At 73.0% G+C, this 20,283-nt stretch carries 18 protein-coding genes and 1 pseudogene; 5 read left to right on the top strand and 14 right to left on the bottom strand.

From position 1 onward, the window contains the following. Positions 1-34: 34 nt before the first annotated feature. Together V6U77_RS02110 and V6U77_RS02105 are read right to left on the bottom strand one after the other, a co-directional pair. Entirely contained in the window at positions 35-1,033 is a 999-nt protein-coding gene (locus tag V6U77_RS02110; RefSeq protein WP_334604381.1) for a D-alanine--D-alanine ligase family protein, read from the bottom strand. Positions 1,034-1,040: 7 nt separating this feature from the next. After that, positions 1,041-2,354 (bottom strand): aminotransferase-like domain-containing protein, encoded by a 1,314-nt coding sequence (locus tag V6U77_RS02105; protein ID WP_334604380.1) that lies wholly within the window; start codon positions 2,352-2,354, stop codon positions 1,041-1,043. Between the two features lie 293 nt (positions 2,355-2,647). Here V6U77_RS02105 and V6U77_RS02100 point away from each other — a divergent pair, with 293 nt between their 5' ends. Beyond that, complete coding sequence (locus V6U77_RS02100; RefSeq protein ID WP_334604379.1) at positions 2,648-3,313, top strand: GNAT family N-acetyltransferase; 666 nt, start codon at positions 2,648-2,650, stop codon at positions 3,311-3,313. 65 nt (positions 3,314-3,378) lie between these two features. Here V6U77_RS02100 and V6U77_RS02095 read toward each other — a convergent pair whose 3' ends face one another. From V6U77_RS02095 to murJ, 7 genes are all read right to left on the bottom strand, one after another. Continuing rightward, positions 3,379-4,542 (bottom strand): N-acetylmuramoyl-L-alanine amidase, encoded by a 1,164-nt coding sequence (locus V6U77_RS02095; RefSeq protein WP_334604377.1) that lies wholly within the window; start codon positions 4,540-4,542, stop codon positions 3,379-3,381. A gap of 149 nt (positions 4,543-4,691) precedes the next feature. Continuing rightward, positions 4,692-5,015: a thioredoxin gene (gene trxA, locus V6U77_RS02090; protein WP_250793747.1), complete on the bottom strand. Its 324-nt coding sequence runs from the start codon at positions 5,013-5,015 to the stop codon at positions 4,692-4,694. Between the two features lie 30 nt (positions 5,016-5,045). After that, positions 5,046-5,999: a thioredoxin-disulfide reductase gene (gene trxB, locus V6U77_RS02085; protein WP_334604375.1), complete on the bottom strand. Its 954-nt coding sequence runs from the start codon at positions 5,997-5,999 to the stop codon at positions 5,046-5,048. 178 nt (positions 6,000-6,177) lie between these two features. Then, positions 6,178-7,233 (bottom strand): hypothetical protein, encoded by a 1,056-nt coding sequence (locus V6U77_RS02080; RefSeq protein ID WP_334604374.1) that lies wholly within the window; start codon positions 7,231-7,233, stop codon positions 6,178-6,180. Beyond that, a complete protein-coding gene (gene sigM, locus V6U77_RS02075; RefSeq protein ID WP_334604373.1) occupies positions 7,230-8,021 on the bottom strand; it encodes an RNA polymerase sigma factor SigM in 792 nt (263 codons plus the stop codon). The genes V6U77_RS02080 and sigM overlap by 4 nt, the downstream gene beginning before the upstream one ends. A gap of 43 nt (positions 8,022-8,064) precedes the next feature. Further along, entirely contained in the window at positions 8,065-9,669 is a 1,605-nt protein-coding gene (locus tag V6U77_RS02070) for a protein kinase family protein (RefSeq protein WP_334604371.1), read from the bottom strand. A gap of 493 nt (positions 9,670-10,162) precedes the next feature. Then, on the bottom strand, positions 10,163-11,911 hold the full coding sequence (murJ, locus tag V6U77_RS02065) for a murein biosynthesis integral membrane protein MurJ (protein ID WP_334604370.1): 1,749 nt from the start codon (positions 11,909-11,911) through the stop codon (positions 10,163-10,165). Positions 11,912-12,045: 134 nt separating this feature from the next. Here murJ and V6U77_RS02060 point away from each other — a divergent pair, with 134 nt between their 5' ends. After that, the gene (locus V6U77_RS02060; RefSeq protein WP_334604369.1) at positions 12,046-13,506 is read left to right on the top strand and encodes a CCA tRNA nucleotidyltransferase; all 1,461 of its coding nucleotides are present in this window, start codon (positions 12,046-12,048) and stop codon (positions 13,504-13,506) included. Positions 13,507-13,692: 186 nt separating this feature from the next. On the opposite strand, the gene V6U77_RS02055 is transcribed toward V6U77_RS02060, so the two are convergent. Together V6U77_RS02055 and V6U77_RS02050 are read right to left on the bottom strand one after the other, a co-directional pair. Beyond that, on the bottom strand, positions 13,693-15,210 hold the full coding sequence (locus V6U77_RS02055; RefSeq protein WP_334604368.1) for a flotillin family protein: 1,518 nt from the start codon (positions 15,208-15,210) through the stop codon (positions 13,693-13,695). 32 nt (positions 15,211-15,242) lie between these two features. Then, on the bottom strand, positions 15,243-15,764 hold the full coding sequence (locus V6U77_RS02050; RefSeq protein WP_334604366.1) for a hypothetical protein: 522 nt from the start codon (positions 15,762-15,764) through the stop codon (positions 15,243-15,245). Positions 15,765-15,844: 80 nt separating this feature from the next. Between V6U77_RS02050 and V6U77_RS02045 the strand changes: the two genes are divergently transcribed. Continuing rightward, positions 15,845-16,324 carry a methylated-DNA--[protein]-cysteine S-methyltransferase gene (locus V6U77_RS02045; RefSeq protein ID WP_334604364.1) on the top strand — a complete coding sequence of 160 codons (480 nt, stop codon included), beginning with the start codon at positions 15,845-15,847 and terminating at the stop codon, positions 16,322-16,324. 170 nt (positions 16,325-16,494) lie between these two features. On the opposite strand, the gene V6U77_RS02040 is transcribed toward V6U77_RS02045, so the two are convergent. The 3 genes from V6U77_RS02040 to V6U77_RS02030 form a co-directional block, all read right to left on the bottom strand. Beyond that, positions 16,495-17,031, bottom strand: a complete 537-nt coding sequence (locus V6U77_RS02040; RefSeq protein WP_334604363.1) for a hypothetical protein — start codon at positions 17,029-17,031, stop codon at positions 16,495-16,497. A 297-nt stretch (positions 17,032-17,328) separates the two neighbouring features. After that, positions 17,329-18,408 carry an inositol-3-phosphate synthase gene (locus V6U77_RS02035; protein WP_334604362.1) on the bottom strand — a complete coding sequence of 360 codons (1,080 nt, stop codon included), beginning with the start codon at positions 18,406-18,408 and terminating at the stop codon, positions 17,329-17,331. A 23-nt stretch (positions 18,409-18,431) separates the two neighbouring features. Further along, on the bottom strand, positions 18,432-19,070 hold the full coding sequence (locus V6U77_RS02030) for a PadR family transcriptional regulator (protein ID WP_334604361.1): 639 nt from the start codon (positions 19,068-19,070) through the stop codon (positions 18,432-18,434). Positions 19,071-19,244: 174 nt separating this feature from the next. Here V6U77_RS02030 and V6U77_RS02025 point away from each other — a divergent pair, with 174 nt between their 5' ends. Together V6U77_RS02025 and V6U77_RS02020 are read left to right on the top strand one after the other, a co-directional pair. Continuing rightward, positions 19,245-19,712, top strand: a complete 468-nt coding sequence (locus tag V6U77_RS02025) for a DUF5318 domain-containing protein (protein WP_334604360.1) — start codon at positions 19,245-19,247, stop codon at positions 19,710-19,712. Between the two features lie 197 nt (positions 19,713-19,909). Further along, a pseudogene (locus V6U77_RS02020) lies at positions 19,910-20,283 on the top strand (transglycosylase domain-containing protein); the annotation flags it as partial.

Genomic DNA, 20,283 nt, shown 5'->3' with positions numbered 1-20,283 from the left:
GGGCGTCTAGGGCCTTCGCGTCGCGGGGTGGTGGTCAGGGCGTCCGGGTCGTGGCGCGGGCGACCAGGGTGCCGACCATCCTGCCGAAGTCCAGACCGGCGGCCTGGACGGCGAGCGGCAGCAGCGAGGTCTCCGTCATCCCCGGCGATACGTTGACCTCCAGCACGTGTGGCTGCCCGGCGGAGTCCACGATCAGGTCTACGCGGCTCAGGTCCCGCAGGCCCAGCGCGGCGTGCGCGGCCAGCGCGACATCGGCCACCGCACCGGCCACCTCCGGCTCCAGCCGGGCGGGCGTGTGCCAGGTCGTCCGGCCTGCCGTGTAGCGGGCGGCGTAGTCGTACACGCCGTTGCGGGGCACGATCTCCACCGCGGGCAGGGCGCGCGGCCCGTCGCCCAGGTCGACCACGGAGACCGCCACGTCCATCCCGGGCACGTACCGCTCGACCAGCGCCGTCGAGTCGTACGCGAAGCAGCCGACCATCGCGGCAGGCAGGGATGCGGTGTCCCGGACCACGGCGGCGCCCAGTCCCGAACCGCCCTGGGCGGGCTTCACCATGAGCGGCAGCCCCAGCCGCTCGACGATCCGGTCCAGCACCGCCACGGCACCCAGTTCGGAGAACCGGTCGTGCGGAAGGGCGACCCAGTCCGGGGTCGGGATGCCCGCCTCGCGGAGCACCGCCTTCGCCGAGGGCTTGTCCCAGGCGAGCCGCGAGGCACGGGCGTCGCACCCCACGTACGGGATGCCGCAGAGGTCCAGCACCCCGCGCAGCGACCCGTCCTCGCCGGTGGCACCGTGCAGGGCGATCACGACGGCGTCCGGCGGATCGGCGCTCAGGGCCGGCAGCAGCGCCACGTCGGCGTCCCGCAGCTCGGCGTCCATGCCGACCGCGCGCAGCGCGTCGAGAACCCGGCGCCCGGACCGCAGCGAGACGTCGCGTTCGTAGGAGAGCCCGCCGGCGAGCACCAGCACCCGCAGGTCGGCGGTGACGGCGGAGTCGGTCACGACGGAACGGTCGGCAGCGGTGGGAACCATGCCGGAATCATGCCAAGTCGGGTCCCGGCGTGTCCGAGCCGGCCTGCCCGCGTCGTGCCCCGGGGCGGCCGACCGCGCCGAACACGCGCCGCATGGCGATGTCCTGCTCCATCACGCCGGCCAGCCGGCGCACACCCTCGCGGATGCGCTCCGGGGACGGGAACGAGAAGTTGAGCCGCATGTTGCCGGTGCCGGTGCCGTCGGCGTAGAAGCCGGTGCCCGGCACGTACGCCACCCGGGCGGCGATGGCCCGGGGCATCATCGCCTTGGAGTCGAGGCCGTCGGGCAGGGTCGTCCAGACGAAGAGGCCGCCGCCCGGCGTCGTCCAGGTCGTGCCGGCGGGCATCAGGTCGTCCAGCGCGGCGAGCATCGCGTCGCGCCGTTCCCGGTAGACCTCGCGGTAGACCTTGAGCTGCTCCCGCCAGGGCATGGTGGCGAGGTAGGTGGAGACGGCGGCCTGCGCGTAGCCACTCGGGCAGAGGATCTGCGCCTCGCTGGCGATGACCAGCTTGTCGCGCACGGCGTGCGGCGCCAGGATCCAACCGACCCGCAGGCCGGGGGCGAAGGTCTTGGAGAAGGTGCTCAGGTAGAAGACGCCGTCGCGGCGCCGCGCACGCAGCGGCGCCGGCGCCTCGCTCTCGAAGCCGAGCTGACCGTACGGGTCGTCCTCGACCACGAGCAGGCCGGCGCGCTCGCAGATGTCGAGCACCCGCTCCCGCCGCTGTTCGGTCAGCGTCACGCCGGTCGGGTTCTGGTAGGTGGGGATGGTGTAGAGGAACTTGACCCGGCGGCCCGCGCGCGCCTGCTCGGCGATGGCCGCCTCCAGCGCCTCCGGGATCAGTCCCTCGTCGTCCATCGGCACGTGCGCGACCTGCGCCTGGGCTGCCTGGAACACCCCGAGCGCGCCCACGTAGGTCGGGCCCTCGGCGAGGACCACGTCGCCCGGGTCGAGGAAGAGCCGGGCCACCAGGTCGAGGGCCTGCTGCCCACCCACGGTGACCACCACGTCGTCCGGGGAGGCGCCGCAGGCGGCGTCGATGCCGGAGAGCGCCATCACCTCGCAGATCCGCTCGCGCAGCTCCAGGGTGCCCTGGCCGATGCCGTACTGCAGGGTGGTGGCGCCGTGCTCGGCGCCGAGCCGGCCGAGCATCTCGCCGACCGCGTCGAGCGGCAGCGCGGCGATGTAGGGAGCGCCGCCGGCGAGCGAGACCACCTCCGGCCGGCTGGCCACCGCGAAGAGCGCGCGGATCTCCGAGGCGGTCATGCCCCGCACACGGCGGGCGTACCGGTCGGTGTAGTCGTCGAGCGTCGTGCCGGTCATGACATCACCTCGATGGCTGCTCGGGTGGCTCCCGCCCCGGCGTACCCGGGACACCGGCGACCATGGCGACGCGGGACGCCGGTGTCGATCCTAGTCGCCGCCGGTCAGGACGCCACCGTGACGGCGACCGGCGCCCACATCGCGGACCCCGACCGGTCCCTCGACGGGAGTGGCCTTCGCGGGTCCCCTCCCGCGGCGTCCGTTTCCGGCGTACGATCGCTCGTCGGGGGCAGGAAGGCGGCGTTGTCGTTCCGTGCCGGTCTCACCTCCGAGCCTATTGTGGGGATGCACCAATGTCGCGACGTCTGGTCAGCTTGACCCTGGACACCCTGGAGGACCTGCCCCGTCCGTGCCGGCAGTGCGTCTACTGGGAGCTTGACCCGGTCTCCGCGGACCGGGCCTGCGCGGCGGGCGACCCGGGGCTGGAGAAGGAGGCATGGGTCTCGCAGACGCTGCTGGAGTGGGGTTCCTGCGGCAAGCTCGTCTACGTCGACGGCATGCCGGCCGGATTCGTCCTGTACGCCCCGCCGGCCTACGTGCCGCGCTCGATGGCCTTCCCCACCTCCCCGGTCTCCGCCGACGCCGCGCTGCTGATGACGGCCAACGTGGTGCCCGCCTTCGCCGGCGGCGGTCTGGGCCGGATGCTGGTCCAGGGTGTCGCCCGTGACCTCACCAAGCGCGGCATCAAGGCGATCGAGGCCTTCGGCGACGCCAAGTTCGGCGACGCGGCCGACCCCGCCGGCACCTGCGTCGCCCCGGCCGACTTCTTCCTCTCCGTGGGCTTCAAGACGGTCCGGCCGCACCCGCGCTTCCCCCGGCTGCGCCTGGAGTTGCGTACCGCGCTGAGCTGGAAGTCCGACGTCGAGTACGCGCTGGAGAAGCTGCTGGGCTCGATGAGCCCCGAGACGCTGCTCCGCCCGGTGCGTCCGGCCCCGGCCACCCGCTCGACCGTCGGCTGACCCGCTCCGGGCACACCGGCGGCTGCGGTCGGTGCGTCGCGAGCGGGAGGCGACGCGACCGGCGTTCAGTCCACCACCGTGCCGGCGGCCACCACCGCCCGCAGTTCGCTGACGTCGATCGAGCCGGTGGGGACGTCCCGCTCGACGGGGAAGTACATCCGCTGCACGGCGGCGACGATGGCGTCCACCACCCTGTCCCGGAACCGGGGGTCCGTCAGTCGTGCCCGGTCGTCGGGGGAGGTGAGGTAGCCGACCTCGACGCGTACGGCCGGCATCCGGGTCAGCCGGAGCAGGTCCCACGCCTTGGCGTGCGTACGGCAGTCGCGCAGCCCGGTGCGGGCGACGATCTCCCGCTGCACGAGCCCGGCCAGCCGCTCCCCGGTCGCCGAGGTCACCCCGTTGTCGGTGCCGTAGTGGTAGGTCGCCACCCCCTCGGCCTCCGGATTGGCGTGCCCGTCGACGTGCAGCGAGATGAACACGTCGGCGCCGAGCGAGTTGGCCAGCTCCGCCCGGCCGACGTCCGGCAGGCAGTCGTCCGGGGTCGGCCCGCGGGTGAGCTGCACCCGGACGCCGGAGGCGGCGAGCCTGCCCTCCAACCGGCTGGCCAGGTCGTGCACGAGATCCGCCTCGCTCCACCGCAGCGAACCGTCCGGCACCACCACGCCCGGGTCGGTGCCCCCGTGCCCGGGGTCGATGACGACGGTCCGACCCACCAGCGTCGGGCCGGACTGCCGGATGGCGTCGGACTCGCGCAGCCACTGCGGCCGCCCGCCGACGACCTTGCGGCCGAGCCGGCGTAGCGCGTTCATGGTGTGCGGGCCGCACGAACCGTCGGGCGTCAACCCGACCTCGCGTTGGAACTGGGCGACCGCCCGGGAGGTCCGTACGCCGTAGATGGCGTCCGCGCGCCCGACGTCGTACCCCATCTCCAGCAGCCGTTCCTGCAGCGAGCGGACGTCCTCGCCGGTGAGCGGCTCGGGGACGGCGTGGTAGAGCGTGCGGGCGCCGAGCCGCCAACGTGCGGCGTCCAGGGCCCGCCAGGTCTCCGCACCGACCCGGCCGTCCACGCTGAGCCCCCGGGACTGCTGGAAGGCCCGCACGGCCCGTTCGGTGTGCGTGTCGAAGTCGTCGGCGTCCGGTGCCGCCGGGGCGAGGAGGTCCAGGCCGGCCAGCACCGTACGGATCTCGGTCACGGCGGGTCCACGGTCACCGGGTCGGATCGGACGCACGCACGACCCCCTCTGCACGGACGGTTGCTGGCCGGGCGGCCCCGGGTTGAGGTTATGCGGTCCGGGGGCGTCGGGTGCGGCACGTCGGGAAAAACGCGTCGGCCCCGTGCCCGCCGAGCGGGTCCGGGGCCGACGCGTGCCGGTGCTGCTCAGAGCGCCGATTCGATGAGCTTGACGAGCTCGCCCTTCGGCTTGGCGCCGGCGATCGACTGCACCGGCTCGCCGTTCTTGAAGACGGTGAGGGTCGGGACCGACATCACCCGGTAGGCGCGCGCGGTCTCCGGGTTCTCGTCGATGTTGAGCTTGACGATGGTGACCTGGTCGCCCATCTCGCCGGCGATCTCCTCCAGCAGTGGCGACACCTTGCGGCACGGGCCGCACCACTCGGCCCAGAAATCCACCAGGACCGGCTTGTCGGACTTCAGTACGTCGGCGGCGAAGCTCGCGTCGGTGACCGACTTCGTTGCTCCCACTATGACCCTCCTCCGGGATTGTTCGGTTGTTCAGCCCTGCAGCGTGGCGATGAAGCGCTCGGCGTCCAGCGCGGCCGCACAGCCCGTGCCGGCGGCGGTGATCGCCTGCCGGTAGGTGTGGTCGACCAGGTCGCCGGCGGCGAAGACGCCGGGCACGCTGGTGCGGGTGCTGGGCGCCTCGACCTTCACGTAGCCTTCGTCGTCCATCTCCACCTGCCCCCGGAAGAGCTCGCTGCGCGGGTCGTGGCCGATGGCCACGAAGACGCCGGTGACGTCGAGGACCTTGGACTCGCCGGTGTGCGTGTTGCGCACCCGCACCCCGCTGACCTTGCCGTCGTCGCCGAGGATCTCCTCGACCACGGTGTTCCACTCGACCTTGATCTTGTCGTTGCTCAGTGCCCGCTCGGCCATGATCTTGCTGGCCCGGAAGGAGTCCCGGCGGTGGAGGATGGTGACCGAGTCGGCGAACCGGGTGAGGAAGCTGGCCTCCTCCATCGCCGAGTCGCCTCCGCCGACGACCACGATGTGCTGGTTGCGGAAGAAGAAGCCGTCGCAGGTCGCGCAGGACGAGACGCCGTGGCCCAGGTACTCCTGCTCGCCGGGTACGCCCAGCGGACGCCACGCGGAGCCGGTGGCGAGGATGACCGCCCTGGCCCGGTACGCGGTCTGGCCCACCCAGACGGTGCTGACGGCGTCGGAACCCAGACTGCCGGTGTCCTTCAGCTCGACCCGCGTCACGTCGTCGGTGAGGAACTCCGCGCCGAACCGCTCGGCCTGCTTGCGCATGTTGTCCATCAGTTCGGGACCGAGGATGCCGTCGGCGAAACCGGGGAAGTTCTCCACCTCGGTGGTCGTCATCAGCGCACCGCCGGACTGCACGCCCTCGATGATGAGCGGTGTGAGGTTGGCGCGCGCCGCGTAGACGGCCGCCGTGTAACCGGCCGGCCCGGAGCCGATGATGATCAGGTTGCGGACCTCGTCCACTGCCGTCTCCCGATTGTGTTGTTCGTCATCGGCGCGCACCGATGCCGATCCGATGCCGACGCCCCTCGGTGCCGGCACTTCGATGTGCAGAACGTCATCGTACGAACCGGGGATTCCCGAGCCGGTCATCCGGTGGGTCAGGTCACGTGGAAGGTTCAAACGTCCGGTGACCGCGAATTCACCCTACCCGCGTGCGGTAGCGGCTGTCCGAGCCGGACCCGGGCACACCGCATTCCGGCCCGGTCGCCCAGGCCCAGTGGGCTTTCGTGGCGTCGGTGAAACGCACGATCAGCGCGGGGCTGCCCTGGAACCGGGCGTAGTCGACCACCTCGACGACCAGCGGGCCCCGGCCGTGCTCGGCCTCGACCTCGCCGATGCAGGCGCCCAACGCGGCGGGATCGGTGAGCCGCTCGAGCCCGACGGCGGAGCCGGGCAGCCGCCCACGCTCCGCCTGGACGCCGGGCTGCTCCCCGGTCGGGCCGTCGGTGAACGGCCGTGACTTCGGCGTCGCCCCGACGGCGGCCAGGGACTCCGGCGTGTAGTCCGTCCCGCTGCGCATCGACGGCTCGCCGGAGATCCGGAACGGCGTGGCGGCGCGGTCGGCGTCCTCACGGGGTGCGGATCCGGGCAGCGCCGTGTCCGCGGCTCCGCCCGTCTGCAGGTCCCCGGTGAGCTGGCTGACGCCGAGGCCGACCGCCGCGATCGACGCGGCGGCCAGCGCGACCGGCCCGGCCAGCCGGGTCCAGCGACGCCGCCGCCGGCCCGGCCCGGTGCCCCCGCCCGGCTCCGAGCGGGGTACGCCGGCCGGACGTCGGCCGGACCCGCCGAGCGGCTGCGTCGGCACCGCGCCGGCACCCGTCCTGACGGGCTGCTGTGCCTTGCCCGGCGGTGCCGCGGCGGGCTCCCCGTCGTGTTCCGCCGCCCGGCCGCCCGGCGCGGCGAGGCCCGGCCCGGAGGCAGCGGCGTCGGCGTCGGTCGCGGCGGCGTGGGTCAGCGCGGCGACGATCCGGTCGGCGACGTCGGCCGGCATCTCGGGAGCGGCGGAGCCCCAGGCGGCCAGGTCCGCGCGTACGCCAGCCACGGCCGGGGCCAGCAGGGCGTACGCCTGCGCCCAGTCCGGGTCCTCGTCGACCAGTCGGGCGACGAGATCCTCGTCAGGGGTGCCGTCCAGCGCCCCGCCGAGGTAATCGGCGAGCAGGTCGTGGTCGACCTCCCTGAACCCCCCGGTCGTCACGCGTCCTCCTGGTGGACATCGCGCCGGGACCGTCCCGACCCCGATCGGACGCCCTCGGGCGACCGTGGGTTCCCTCGGGTGACGGCCGGCACGTTCGGATCCGCCGTCGGGGCCGGCTCGGCCCGCTGCGGGGTGGACTGCTCCCCGGCCCGCTGCGCGGCGGACCGGGGGCGCAGGTGGCCGAGCTGCGTCGCCAGGCGGGCCCGACCCCGGGCGCACCGGCTCTTGACCGTTCCCTCGGCCACGCCGAGGATCCGGGCCACCTCCGCGACGGGATAGCCCTGCACGTCGACCAGGATCAGCGCCGCGCGCTGCTCGGGCGGTAGCTCGGCGAGCGCCTGACGGACCACGAGCGCGGTGTCGTGGTCCTGGACGGGTGCTGCGGGCTCGACCCCGCCGGTGCCGGAATCGGTGTCCCGGACCCCGTCGGGCAGCGGCACCGTGGGGTGGGCCTGGCGGCGGCGGATCCGGTCCAGGCACGCGTTCACGACGATCCGGTGCAGCCAGGTGGTGACCGCGGAGTCGCCCCGGAACCGGCCGGCTGCCCGGTGGGCGGAGAGCAGGGCGTCCTGGAGGGCGTCGGCGGCCTCCTCGCGGTCGCCGAGGGTGCGCAGGGCCACCGCCCAGAGCCGGTCCCGGTGCCGGTGGAAGAGCTCCGCGAAGGCATGCCGGTCACCGTTCACGTGGGCGTGCAGGAGGTCGAGGTCCGCCGGCCCGGCCGGCGGCGCCGACGACGCGACCGGCGGACCCGCCGGTCCACCGGTCGTTCGTTCCCCGCGTACGCCCATCACCACGTCCGGCGGATGCGGTGCCCGGAGCGCGGTGGCCGCCTCACGATCCCTGGACCGTGATCTCCTGGACGCCGAGCTTGTAGCCGCCGTCGCTCGACGGCAGCTCGGTGATCCAGAACAGCAGGTAGCGGTATTTCTGGTCGGCGTTGAAGCCGTTGAAGGTCATCTTGGTGCCCTCGTGCTCCTCGAACGGCTGGCCGATCGGGGCCTTCCTGTAGTCCCCGAAGAGCTGGGCGTCACCTGAGGAGGACGACGGCGGGTCGGTGGTGCCGGCGTAGAGCTGGGCGGAGGCGCCCCGCGCGGACAGCAGGACCTGCACGGACTTGACGGTGTGCTCGCCGCCGAGGTCGATCCAGACCCCCATGCCCTTCTTGAGGTTGCCGAAGTTGGCGCGCCCCCGGTAGGTCTGGGTCTCCCAGCCCTCGTCCTCGTTCCCGTCGAAAACCTTGTCGGCGTTGCGGACCTCGGTCCGGTCGCCCTCCGGGTCGATGATCCGCGCGGCGCTGATCTTCAGCGGGCCGGCCGTGACGGCGGCCGGGGTGGCGTCGCCGCCGGGCGCGCTGGACGAGGGCGCGGCGACCGGGTTGGTCTGCGGCTCGTCGTCGCCGCCGCTGAGGGTGGTGATGCCGATCAGCAGGCCGACCAGGGCGACCGCCAGCAGGCCGGCGATCCCGATGGCGACCTTGCGTCCGCCGGCGGCGGCCAGCGGCGACGGCTCCTCGCCGGTGTCGGCCGTGAAGCGCAGCGGGCCGCCGTTGTCGAGGAACTGCTCGTCGGCCGGGACGTCCAGCCGGGCAAGCTCGGCAGCGAGCACGTCCGACGAGGGCGGCTCGATCTCGGCGTCGAGCAGGTCCATGGTGAGATCGTCGAGGTACGCCGGCACACCCGCCCGGACCTGCCGGGGGGCGGCGATCGAGCCACCCGCGTCGCGGACGGCGTCGGGGATGGCTGCCCGGCCGTGACCGGCGGTGGCGCCGCGCAGCGGGGCCTCGGCGTGCGGCCAGTAGCCGGTGAGGGCGAAGTAGAGGACCCCGCCGACCGCGCGGACGTCGCTCTGCTGACTGTCGGCGCCGTCGGTACGCGCGTCGGCCAGCACCACCCGGCCGTCGTCACTGATCATGACCGTGCCGGGGTGGACGTTGCCGTGCACCATGCCGGTGGTGTGCACCGCGGCGAGGGCGCTGGCGACCGCGTTGCCGATGGTGGTGGCGCGGGCCGGGTCCAGTGGGCCGTCGGCGACCAGCTCGCGCAGCGACTGCCCGTCCACCCACTCCCGCACCACGTACGCCCGCTCGGCCTCGTCGATCGCGTCGTAGACGCCGACCAGGTTGGGGTGGATGACGCGGCTGGCCGCGACGGCGCCCTGGAGCATTTCAGTGGCCGAGTTGCCACCCGGGTAGCGCAGCACGACCGCGACGGGACGGCGCAGGATGACGTCGACGCCGCGCCAGACCAGCCGACCCGCGCTGTCGTTGTTGATGTGCTCGACCAGCTCGTAACGCTCGGCGAGGATCTCACCGGCCGTGGGAGCACCGAAGGTCATGACCTGAGGAGCGCTCTCCTCCGCCTCCTGACCTTCGCCGACCTGGGTCACCCGTCCTCCCTCGGTGATCGTGTCGATCGATGGACCCGCGCTGCTGGGCATGTGGCTTCCCGCTCTGCCTTCGAAGGAACCGGCCGACCGGTGTCGACGCGGAGCGTCGGCGCCTGCCGTACCCGTCGAGAGCGACCTTACCCGGGTTGGCCGTCTCCCCGACATGTCATCTTCGCGCCGCTCCCGGGCCGAGCTGCCGGCAGGCGACCGGCTTGTCCGGTTGCGCCCGTTGTCAGCCACGTTGCTGGCACATGTACTGGCCAATCTAGAGGTTGACCGCAAGCACCCGCAGGGAGGGGGCCGGCCGGTGCGGCGATCGCGCCGACGTCGCCGGGTTCCCGCCGACCGGCCCACCATGCTCAGCCGTACGGCTGGTTATCCACAGGCCGATCCGGTGGCTGAGCGGTCAATCACGGAGTTATCCACAGGCGCATCCCCAGGCTGGTGATCCTCGTTCACAGAGAGTGCAGTCCGCCCTGGAGGCATCCGATCGACCGGCGGGCGGCCGTCCATCGCCCTGCGCGGGGCACCCGGCGTCGTCCGGTCAGCGGCCCAGCCGACGGCGGACCATGCCCACGACCTCGGTGATCTCGCCGATCCGCAGGACCATCGCCAGCCCGAGGTACGTCCCGCCGATCACCGCGCCACCCACCACCAGCTGCACCGCCGCCGCCAACCAGCTCAGGTCCTCCGCGTCCCCAGGCAGCAGGGCCACTACCAGCAGCCCGACCAGGGCCGCCCCGAGCGCGGCCACCAGGACCTTGCCCATCGTCCGGGTGATCAGGCCCAGGCCGATCCGCCCCACCCGGGGCCGGAGCAGCATCGCGGAGATCACCGCCGCGGCCACGTACGAGATCGCGTTGCCGAGCATCATGCCCGCCGCCGCGAAGGTCGGCGAGAAGACGACGAAGAGGCCCACCTGGACCAGCACCCGCAGCGTCACCACCGGGATGTTGACCAGCGCCGGGGTGCGGGTGTCCGGCAGCGCGTAGAAGGCGAAGGTGAAGAGCTGGCTGATCGCGAACGGCACCAGCCCCACCGCGGCGACCAGCAGCACCGTCGAGGTGGCCAGCGCGTTCTCGCCGGTGAAGGCTCCGTACCGGAAGACCACCACCGAGATCGGCGCGGCCAGCACCGCGTAGCAGACCGCGATCGGGGCGAGCACCGCGGTGACCATCCGGGTGCCCCGCGACAGGTCCGCGGTGAGGTCGTGGAACCGGCCGTCGGCGGCGGCGCCGCTCATCCGGGGCATCAGCGCGGTGATGATCGAGACGGCGATGATGCCGTGCGCCATCATCAGGAGCAGGAAGACGTTGTTGTAGATCAGCAGGCCGGCGCTGTTCTCGCCGGCCGCGCGGGTGAGCAGGTTGACCACCACGAAGAGACCGAGCTGGTTGACCGCGACATAGCAGAACATCCAGGCGCCGAGCTTGGCCAGCTCGCTCAACCCCAGCTTGCGGAAGTCGAAGCGCCACTTCCAGCGGAAACCCACCTTGCGCAGCGCCGGGAGCAGGCCCGCGGTCTGCACCGCCACGCCGAGCAGGGTGCCCCCGCCGACCAGCAGGATCTGGCCCCACCCCATCTGGCCCGGCGGGATCGCCTTCGCGCCGTAGACCACGATGTAGAGGCCGAAGATGCCGATCACCACGAGGTTGTTCAGGATCGGCGCCCACATCGGCGCCGCGAAGTGCCCCCTGGTGTTCAGCACCGCGGCGATCAGCGCGCTCACGCCGGTGAAGAACAACATCGGCAGCATCAGGTACGACAACTTCGTGACCAGGCCGGTGTAGTTATCGTCCTTGCCGCCGGCGTAGATGGTGGTCAGCGCCGGAGCCAGGATCAGCGCGATCAGCACCGCCGCGGCCAGCGCGAGCACCGCCAGGGTGAGCAGCCGCTGCGCGTACGCCTCGCCCCGGTCCGGGTCGGCCTTGCGGCGGCGTACCAGCACCGGGATCAGCACGCTGGTGAGCACGCCGCCGAGCAGGAACTCGTACACCTGGTTGGGCAGGAACACGGCGGTGGTGAACGCGTCACCGACCAGGCTGCCGAGCGCCGCGCCGATCATCAGGTTGCGGATGAAACCGGTACCCCGGCTGACCAGGCTGCCGGCTGCCATCACCGCGCTGTTCGCCGCCGCGCTGGTCTCCGCGACCACCTCCTGCGGGGGCGCGGTGGCCTCCACGCCGGGCTGGTTGAGCGGCTCGGCGGAGATGAACGTGGCGCCGTCCGACGGCCGGCCGGGCGCGGCGCCGCCCTGGGCGGCGTTCGCGCTGCGGTAGAGACCGCCGCTCATCTTGTCGCCTCCAAGGCAGAGAGGTACGTCGGAGCCGGGGGACGGCCGGCACGTCACAGACGATAGTCAACGGCCACCCGTTACCCGCGCCCGGCGGACCACATCCCCGCCGGGACCGATAGGCTGGCGCTCCCATGTCCGACGCCTCCGCTCCCCACGCCGCCGACCGCCGCGAACTCACCGCCGCACAGCGCAACGCCGTCGCCGAACTCCTCCGGGTCTCCCCGGTCGCCGACGAGTTGGGCCGCCGGTTCGCGCGGGCCGGCCACGAGCTGCACCTGGTGGGCGGTTCGGTACGCGACGCGCTGCTCGGCCGCCTCGGCGACGACCTCGACTTCTGCACCGACGCGCACCCCGACGAGACCCTGCGCGTGGTGCGCGGCTGGGCCGAGTCGATCTGGGAGACCGGCCGGGAGTTCGGCACGATCGGGTGCCAGCGCGACGGGCTGCGCCTGGAGATCACCACCTTCCGGGCGGAGTCCTACGACCAGGTCAGCCGCAATCCGGTCGTTGAGTACGGCACCGACCTCGCCGAGGACCTGCGGCGGCGCGACTTCACCATCAACGCGATGGCCGTCAGCCTGCCCGAGCACCGGTTCACCGACCCGCACGGCGGGCTGGACGACCTGGCCGCGAAGGTGATCCGCACCCCGGGCACCCCGGCCGAGTCGTTCGGCGACGACCCGCTGCGGATGCTGCGCGCGGCCCGGTTCGCCGCCCAGCTGCGCTTCGCGGTGCACCCCGACGCGTACGCGGCGATGAGCCGGATGGCCGGTGACCTGGACCGGATCACGGCCGAGCGCATCCGCGACGAGTTCACCAAGCTGCTCTGCGGGGCGGACCCGATCACGGGGCTGCGGCTGCTGGTCGACACCGGCCTCGCCGAGCGCTTCCTGCCGGAGCTGACCGGGCTCAAGCTGGAGATCGACGAGCACGCCCAGCACAAGGACGTCTACGAGCACACCCTGACGGTGGTGAGCAACGCCGTCTCGTACGAGACCGAGGGGCCGGACTTCGTCCTGCGGATGGCCGCGCTGATGCACGACGTCGGCAAGCCGGCGACGAAGGCGGTGGGCTCGGACGGCCGGGTCAGCTTCCACCACCACGAGGTGGTCGGCGCCCGGCTCACCAAGGCCCGGATGAAGGCGATGCGCTACCCGAAGGAGATCACCTCCAAGGTCACCGCGCTGGTGGCGCTGCACCTGCGCTTCTACGGCTACGGTCGGGGCGAGTGGACCGACTCGGCGGTGCGCCGCTACGTCGCGGACGCGGGCGACCTGCTGTCGCGCCTGCACAAGCTGACCCGGTCGGACTGCACCACCCGCAACCGGCGCAAGGCGGCCCAGCTCGCCGCCGACTACGACGCGCTGGAGGAGCGGATCGCCCGGATCGCCGCCGAGGAGGACCTGGCGCGGGTCCGGCCCGACCTGGACGGCAACGCCATCATGGAGCTGCTGGGCGTACCGCCGGGACCCGTGGTCGGGCAGGCGTGGAAGCACCTCAAGGAGCTGCGCCTGGAGCGCGGCCCGCTGGACCGCGACGAGGCCGAGGCGGAGCTGCTGCGCTGGGCCCGCGACGAGGGCATCGTCAGCTAGCCCGCCGGGTGCCCGCGGGACGCGTCCGACGGACCTGCCGGACGACGAGGCCGATCCGGCCGACGGCCAGGGCGACCACCGGGACCGACAGCAGCGGTGCGGCCCGGTTCCGAGACGAGAAGGGCGCCGCCCCTGCCGGGACGGCGCCCTGTCGCGCTCAGCGGCCTGACCGCCGCGCGGGTGGCGTCAGCGGGTCTCGACGGCCGAGCCGTCGACCGACGGCTTGCCGTTGCCGGTGGTCGTCGCCGCTGAGCCGAGCTTCCCCAGCAGGCCGGCCAGGTCGATGCCGGTCAGGTCGCTGCCGAGCTGGAGCCCCTGGGCGACGTTGCCCGCCACCGACTTCGTCAGGGACGAGGCGCCGTCGGTGGAGATGACGGTCATCTTGTCGATCGCGCCGATCGGGGCGCTGGCCGCCTCGACGACCTGCGGCAGCACCTTGACCAGCAGGTCCAGCACCGCGGCCTCGCCGTACGCCGCGAAGGCCTCGGCCTTGCGGGCCATCGCGTCGGCCTCGGCCTGGCCCTTGGCCAGGATGGCTGCGGCCTCGGCCGCACCCTCCCGCTCGACCGCCTCGGCGATCGCGGAACGGCGGCGCTGCTCGGCCTCGCCCTCCTTGGCACCCTCGATCGCGTTGGCCTCGGCGAGCGCGGCCCGGCGGGCCCGCTCGCCCTCACCGGTCAGCCGGGCCTGCTCGGCGGCGGCCTGGGCGGCGGCGATGACGGCCTGGCGCTGCGCGTCGGCGTTCAGCACGGCCGCGTTGCGGGACGCCTCGGCCTCCTGCTCCACCTTGTAGCGGGCGGCGTCGGCCGGCTTGCGGACCTCGGTGTCGAGCTGACGCTGCTTGAGCTCGGCGTTGCGCTCGGCGACCTTCTGCTGCTCGGAGAGGATCGCCTGGTCCCGCTCGGCCTGGGCCAGCGGCCCGGCGGCGGCGGACTTCGCCTTGGCCGCGTCGATCTCCGCCTGGATGGCGGCCTGCTTCAGCGACAGGTTCCGGTTGGCCTCGGCGATCGCCTCCTCGGCGAGCAGCCGCTCCTGCTCGGCCTGCTGTCGGGCCCGCGCCTCGGCGATGGCCGCGTCCTTGAGCACCCGGGCCGCCTCGGGCCGGCCCAGGTCCTGCAGGTAGGAGCCCTCGGCGAGGATGTCCTGGAGCTGGAAGGTGTCCAGCACCAGGCCCTGGTTGGTCATCGAGTGCTCGGCCTCCTCGGCGACCGCGCTGGCGAACGCCGCCCGGTCCCGGATGACCTCCTCGACGGTGAGCCGGCCGACGATCGAGCGCAGCGCGCCGGCCAGCACCTCCCGGGTGAAGTCCTCGATCTCGTCCTGCTGGTGCAGGAAGCGCTGCGCGGCGGCGCGGATGGCGTCCTCGGTGCCGCCGACCTTGACGATCGCGACGCCGTGCAGGTCGGCGCGGATGCCCTGCTTGCTGACCGCGCCCTTGATGCCGACGTCGATCCGCCGGCTGGACAGGTCGAGTGACTGGAGCTTCTGCACCACGGGCAGGACGAAGACGGACGCGCCGAGCACGACCTTCTGCCCGGAGTTGTCGGTGGACCGACCGCCGTCGGCGGTCTGCGTGGTGCGGCCCTTGCGGCCGGTGACGATGAAGGCCTCGTTCGGCCCGGCGACCTTGATCCGGGAGAGCACGAAGAGCACGAGCACGAGGACGAGGAGGACCGCGCCGCCGATGGCGATGAGAAGGGGCATGTGACCGTCCTGTTTCTTTGTCTGGTGGGGGTTCAGTAGGTCTCGACGTGCACGCTGGTCTCGCTGAGCGCCTCGACCACGAAGATCTGGGCGCCGACCGGGATCGGCCGGTCGGCGCGGGCGTTGAGCTTGACCGGCTGGCCGGCCACCCGGACCCGGACCTCGCCGTAGCCGTCGGCGGGCACGGGGGTGACCACCAGGCCGAGCGCGCCGACCAGGTGGTGGCGGGTGGGGGTGGCGTCGGTGCGCATGTCGCGGGCCGCCCGGCTCAGCCGGGCAGCGGCCCAGGCGGTGGGCAGGGCCGCGGCGACGCCGCCGGCCAGGGCCACCGCGATCATGCCGGGGGTACGCCCGCCGAGCAGCTCGTTGACGATCGCGGCGCCGAAGCCGAGCGCGCCGGTGAACCCGGCGACCGCCTCCACCGACACCGGACCGTCGAAGTCCGGATTGCCGAAGTGGAGCAGCTCGCCGCCGAGCAGGGCGAGCGCCAGGACCGCGACGCCCGCGCCGCCGATGATGAGGAAGATCAGCGTCCCCGTGGCCACGGCCTGCACGGTATCGGTGTCTTGCAACCTCGGCCCCGGGGCGGCAGCTGCGGCGGAGACCGTGGCGGGGGCGGGGGGACAATGGCGGGATGCGCTGGACCGTGCTCGACTCCCCGATCGGCGAGTTCTCCGTCGCCACCGACGGCGCCCACGTGTGCCGGGCCCACTTCGGCCGGGTCGACGGAGCCGCCGAGGAGCCGGGCGACGAGGCGGCCCGACAGGCGCTGACGGAACTGCGGGCGTACTTCGCGGGTGAGCTGACCGGGTTCGCGGTGCCGCTGGCGGCGCCGGGCGGGTCCGACTTCGAACGGGGCGTCTGGCGGGAGATGACCCGTATCCCGTACGGGGAGACGCTCACCTACGGCGAGGTGGCCCGCCGGCTGGGCGACCCGGGCGCCGCCCGCGCGGTCGGGGTTGCCTGCAACCGCAACCCGATCCCGGTGCTCGTGCCGTGCCACCGGATCGTCGGCGCCGGCGGCAAGCTGGTCGGCTTCGGCGGCGGCCTGGAGCGCAAGGTGAAGCTGCTGGAGTTGGAGGCCGGGGTCGCCCTGCGGCGCGCCTGGTCCTGACGCGACGCGAGGCGGACCGCTGTGTGTGCGCACGCGGTCGCGTCGTGGGCCCTCCGTGCTCCGACAAGGTCGGCCCGGGGTGGCCCTCGGCACTGCGGCCGGGTCGTCCCGGGGTGGCCCTCGGCACTGCGCCGGATCGGCCCAGGGTGGCGCCTCGGCACTGCGGCCGGTCAGCCCGGGGCGGGCAGGCAGCCACCGTCGGCGATGCGGGCGCCGATCTCCACCGTCACGTCGCCGGCCCGGACGCTGCCGAAGACGCACGCCCGGCCGGTCCAACCCGCGAAGATCAGCCCGTCGGCGGGGCCGAGGTCGAGCCGGCCCGGTGGCCGCACGGTGACCCCGGTCAGCCCCGTCGCCACGATCGCCCGCCGGACGGCCTCCTGCCCGGGCTCGTCCCGGCCGTCAACGGTCAGCAGGTTGAGGCTCCTGCTGACCTCCGCCGCGCAGGCGCGGGCACCGCTGGCCGCCGCCTCGCCGAGCGTGCCCCGCTGCCGGAAGCCGTCGTTGGCCGCCTGCTGACGGCGGAACTCCTCCGCGCGGAGCTGCTCGTCGGTCAGCGGATGCCGGGTGCCGGGTGGACGGGACGTGGCGGTCGGGGCACCGTCACCGGAGCGGGCGACGTCCCCGGGGTGCGCCGCCGGCGTTCCCACCCGGACGCAGTCGGCCTCGACCAGCGCGGGGGAGGTGGCCGGGCGGCCCGATGCCACGCCGCCTGCCGATGCCACGCCGCCTGCCGGTGCGGCGGACGGATCCGTGCCGGGCGCCGCGCAGGCGACGAGGACCGGAAGGAGGACCGTGCCGGCGACTGCCCCGATGATCCGTCGTGCCGCACCGCGCGAGCGGCGGCGAACGGGGGATGTCACGCCGGCCAGCCTAACGGTAGGTCCCCGACCGTTCGACCCCGTGTGACGCCGGTGGTCTTTGCGTACGGCTGTGGGAGGGCCGGACGCGGCGAGGGCCGGGTCCCTGCGGACCCGGCCCTCGGCGGTGCTGCTGTCGGTGCGTCAGCGCTCGACGTCGCCGGCGATGAACGCCTCGACGGCGGCGTGCGCCTCGTGGTCGGCGTACTGCACCGGCGGGGACTTCATGAAGTACGACGACGCCGACAGGATCGGGCCGCCGATCTTCCGGTCCAGGGCGATCTTCGCGGCGCGGACGGCGTCGATGATGACACCGGCCGAGTTCGGCGAGTCCCACACCTCGAGCTTGAGCTCGGCGTTGAGCGGGGTGTCGCCGAAGGAGCGACCCTCCAGGCGGATGTACGCCCACTTGCGGTCGTCCAGCCACGGCACGTGGTCCGACGGGCCGATGTGCACGTCGCTCTTGCTCATCTCGTGCGGGATCTGCGAGGTGACCGACTGGGTCTTCGAGATCTTCTTCGAGACCAGGCGGTTGCGCTCCAGCATGTTCATGAAGTCCATGTTGCCGCCGAAGTTGAGCTGGTACGTGCGCAGCAGCTCGACGCCCCGGTCCTCGAACAGCTTCGCCAGCGCGCGGTGCACGATGGTGGCGCCGACCTGGCTCTTGATGTCGTCACCGACGATCGGCAGGCCCGCGTCCTCGAACTTCTTGGCCCACTCCGGGTCGGAGGCGATGAAGACCGGAAGCGCGTTGACGAACGCGCAGCCGGCGTCGATCGCGGCCTGGGCGTAGAACTTGTCGGCCTGCTCGGAACCGACCGGCAGGTACGAGACCACGACGTCGACCTGCGCGTCGCGCAGCGCCTGGGCGACGTCGACCGGCTTGGCGTCGGACTCCTCGACGATCTCGCGGTAGTACTGGCCCAGACCGTCGAAGGTCGGACCGCGCTGCACGGTGACGCCGGTCGGCGGCACGTCGCAGAGCTTGATGGTGTTGTTCTCGCTGGCGACGATCGCCTCGGCGAGGTCCATGCCCACCTTCTTGGCGTCCACGTCGAACGCCGCGACGAACTGCACGTCAGAGACGTGGTAGTCGCCGAAGGTGACGTGCATGAGACCCGGGACGCGGTCGTTCGGGTCGGCGTTGCGGTAGTACTCCACGCCCTGTACGAGGGACGAGGCGCAGTTACCCACACCGACGATGGCGACGCGGACGGAGCCCATAGCGTCTGCCTCCTTCTTCTTCATCACGGCCGCTCTTTCCTGGACTCTCCAGGCGGAGGCGGGCTGTTGTCTTCTCGTCGGCCGCCGGCCGTCCCGGTTGACGGGACCGTCGGGGCACGGCCGGAGCGCTCGTTGGCGATGAGCTCCTCCAGCCAGCGGACCTCGCGCTCACAGGCGTCCAGGCCGTGGCGCTGCAGTTCCAGCGTGTAGGCGTCGAGGCGTTCGGCCGCCCGGCCGAGCACGTCACGAAGCCCTTCGCGGCGTTCCTCGATCTTCCGCCGGCGACCCTCCAGGATGCGGAGTCGGGTCGCCTGGTCGGTCCGGGCGAAGAACGCGAAGTGCACGCCGAAACCCGTGTCGTCGTACGTCTCCGGCCCGGTCTGCGCGATCAGTTGGGCGAAGCGTTCCTTGCCCTCCGCGGTGATTTCGTAGACCACCCGACCTCGTCGGCTGGTCAACGCGGGCACCTCCTCGGCGGTGGCAGGTGCGTCGGCGGCCTCGGTGATCCACCCGGCCGCCTGCAACCGGCGCAGGGTCGGGTAGAGCGAGCCGTAGCTGATCGCCGCCCTGATCGCACCGAGCTTGGCGGTCAGCTCCTTGCGCAGCTCATAGCCGTGCATCGGAGACTCCTGCAGGAGGCCGAGAATGGCGAGCTCGAGCACGGGCCATCCTCTCTGTACCCTCTACGCGGAGCGGTAACCGCCGCGATGTATCGGACCGATACATCGCACGCTAGCGGATCACCGTGATCAGGGCAAACCCCCGCTCCGGGGTGTCGCGATCACGCATCGTCACCGTGGTCGCCTCGCCCGACGAGACCGCGTACCCTTCTCCGCATGCGTACGCAGCGCCAGGTGGTCGACTACTCGCTCCGCAAGCGGGCGGTGCTGCGTGAACTCCTCGCCGGTCGGGTCGGCACGTACGACGTCTGCGACGCCTCGCCCTACCTGAAGAACGCGGCCCGCTTCCACGGCGAGCCGACCGACGAGCGGTGCCCGATCTGCCGGAGCGAGAACCTGACCCACGTCCACTACATTTACGGCGACGAACTCAGGCAGTCCGCCGGGCAGGCCCGGACCCTGGCCGAGTTGCCGGTGCTGGCGATGACGGTGCGTGAGTTCCAGGTCTTCGTGGTGGAGGTGTGCCTCGGCTGTGACTGGAACCATCTCGTCGAGCAGTACCTGCTCGGCCGGGACGGGCTGGCCGGGAGCCCCGAGGGCGGCCCGGAGCAGGACGCGATGGGCGGCGCGACCGCCTCGGGCAACGGTGCGGGTGGTCGACGGAGGCGAGAGGCGCAACGGTGATCTTCGCTCGATCGGTCGACCCCGGCCAGCGCGCGCACGCCCGGGGAGACCGACGGATCGTTGGTCTGATTGGCCCGATTGATTCGCAAGTGGCATTGGTCGACCGGCACGAGCGTGCCGCCCTCGACGGGTGTCCCATCTCACGGCAAACCGGTGGCGGCGCAGCCGCGTCCCACCGCGACGGCAGGGTGTGAGGAATGAACTCGTACGGCGATTCCAGTTCCCCGCGCGGGCGGGCCCAGATTCCGGGCCAGCACGGCGACCCCGGCGGTGACGCCTCCGGGGGCGGCTGGTCGGCTGCACAGGAGGGTACGGCACCGGCAGCCCGGGCTCCGGTCGCGCCCCGGGCCGCCGCCGGCGGGCGGGCCTCGGTCGGCGGTTCGGCGGCTGTTCCGCCGCGCGCGGGTTCGGCGTCGGCGGCCGTGCCGCCGCGCGCCGGTTCGGCCTCGGTGGGTTCCGCCTCCGTCGGCCGGGCGGTGCCGGGCCGGGCCTCCGTGCCGGTCTCGCCGGCGCCGGGCGCGGGCCGGGGGGGCGCGGGCGGCGCGTCGGTGCCGGTCTCCCCAAGTCGGGT

It is taken from the genome of Micromonospora sp. CPCC 205546, assembly GCF_036902715.1.
Classification (GTDB): Bacteria; Actinomycetota; Actinomycetes; order Mycobacteriales; family Micromonosporaceae; genus Micromonospora.
The sequence above is the reverse complement of the archived record's forward strand: the minus strand, read 5'-3'. Positions and strand labels throughout refer to the sequence as shown.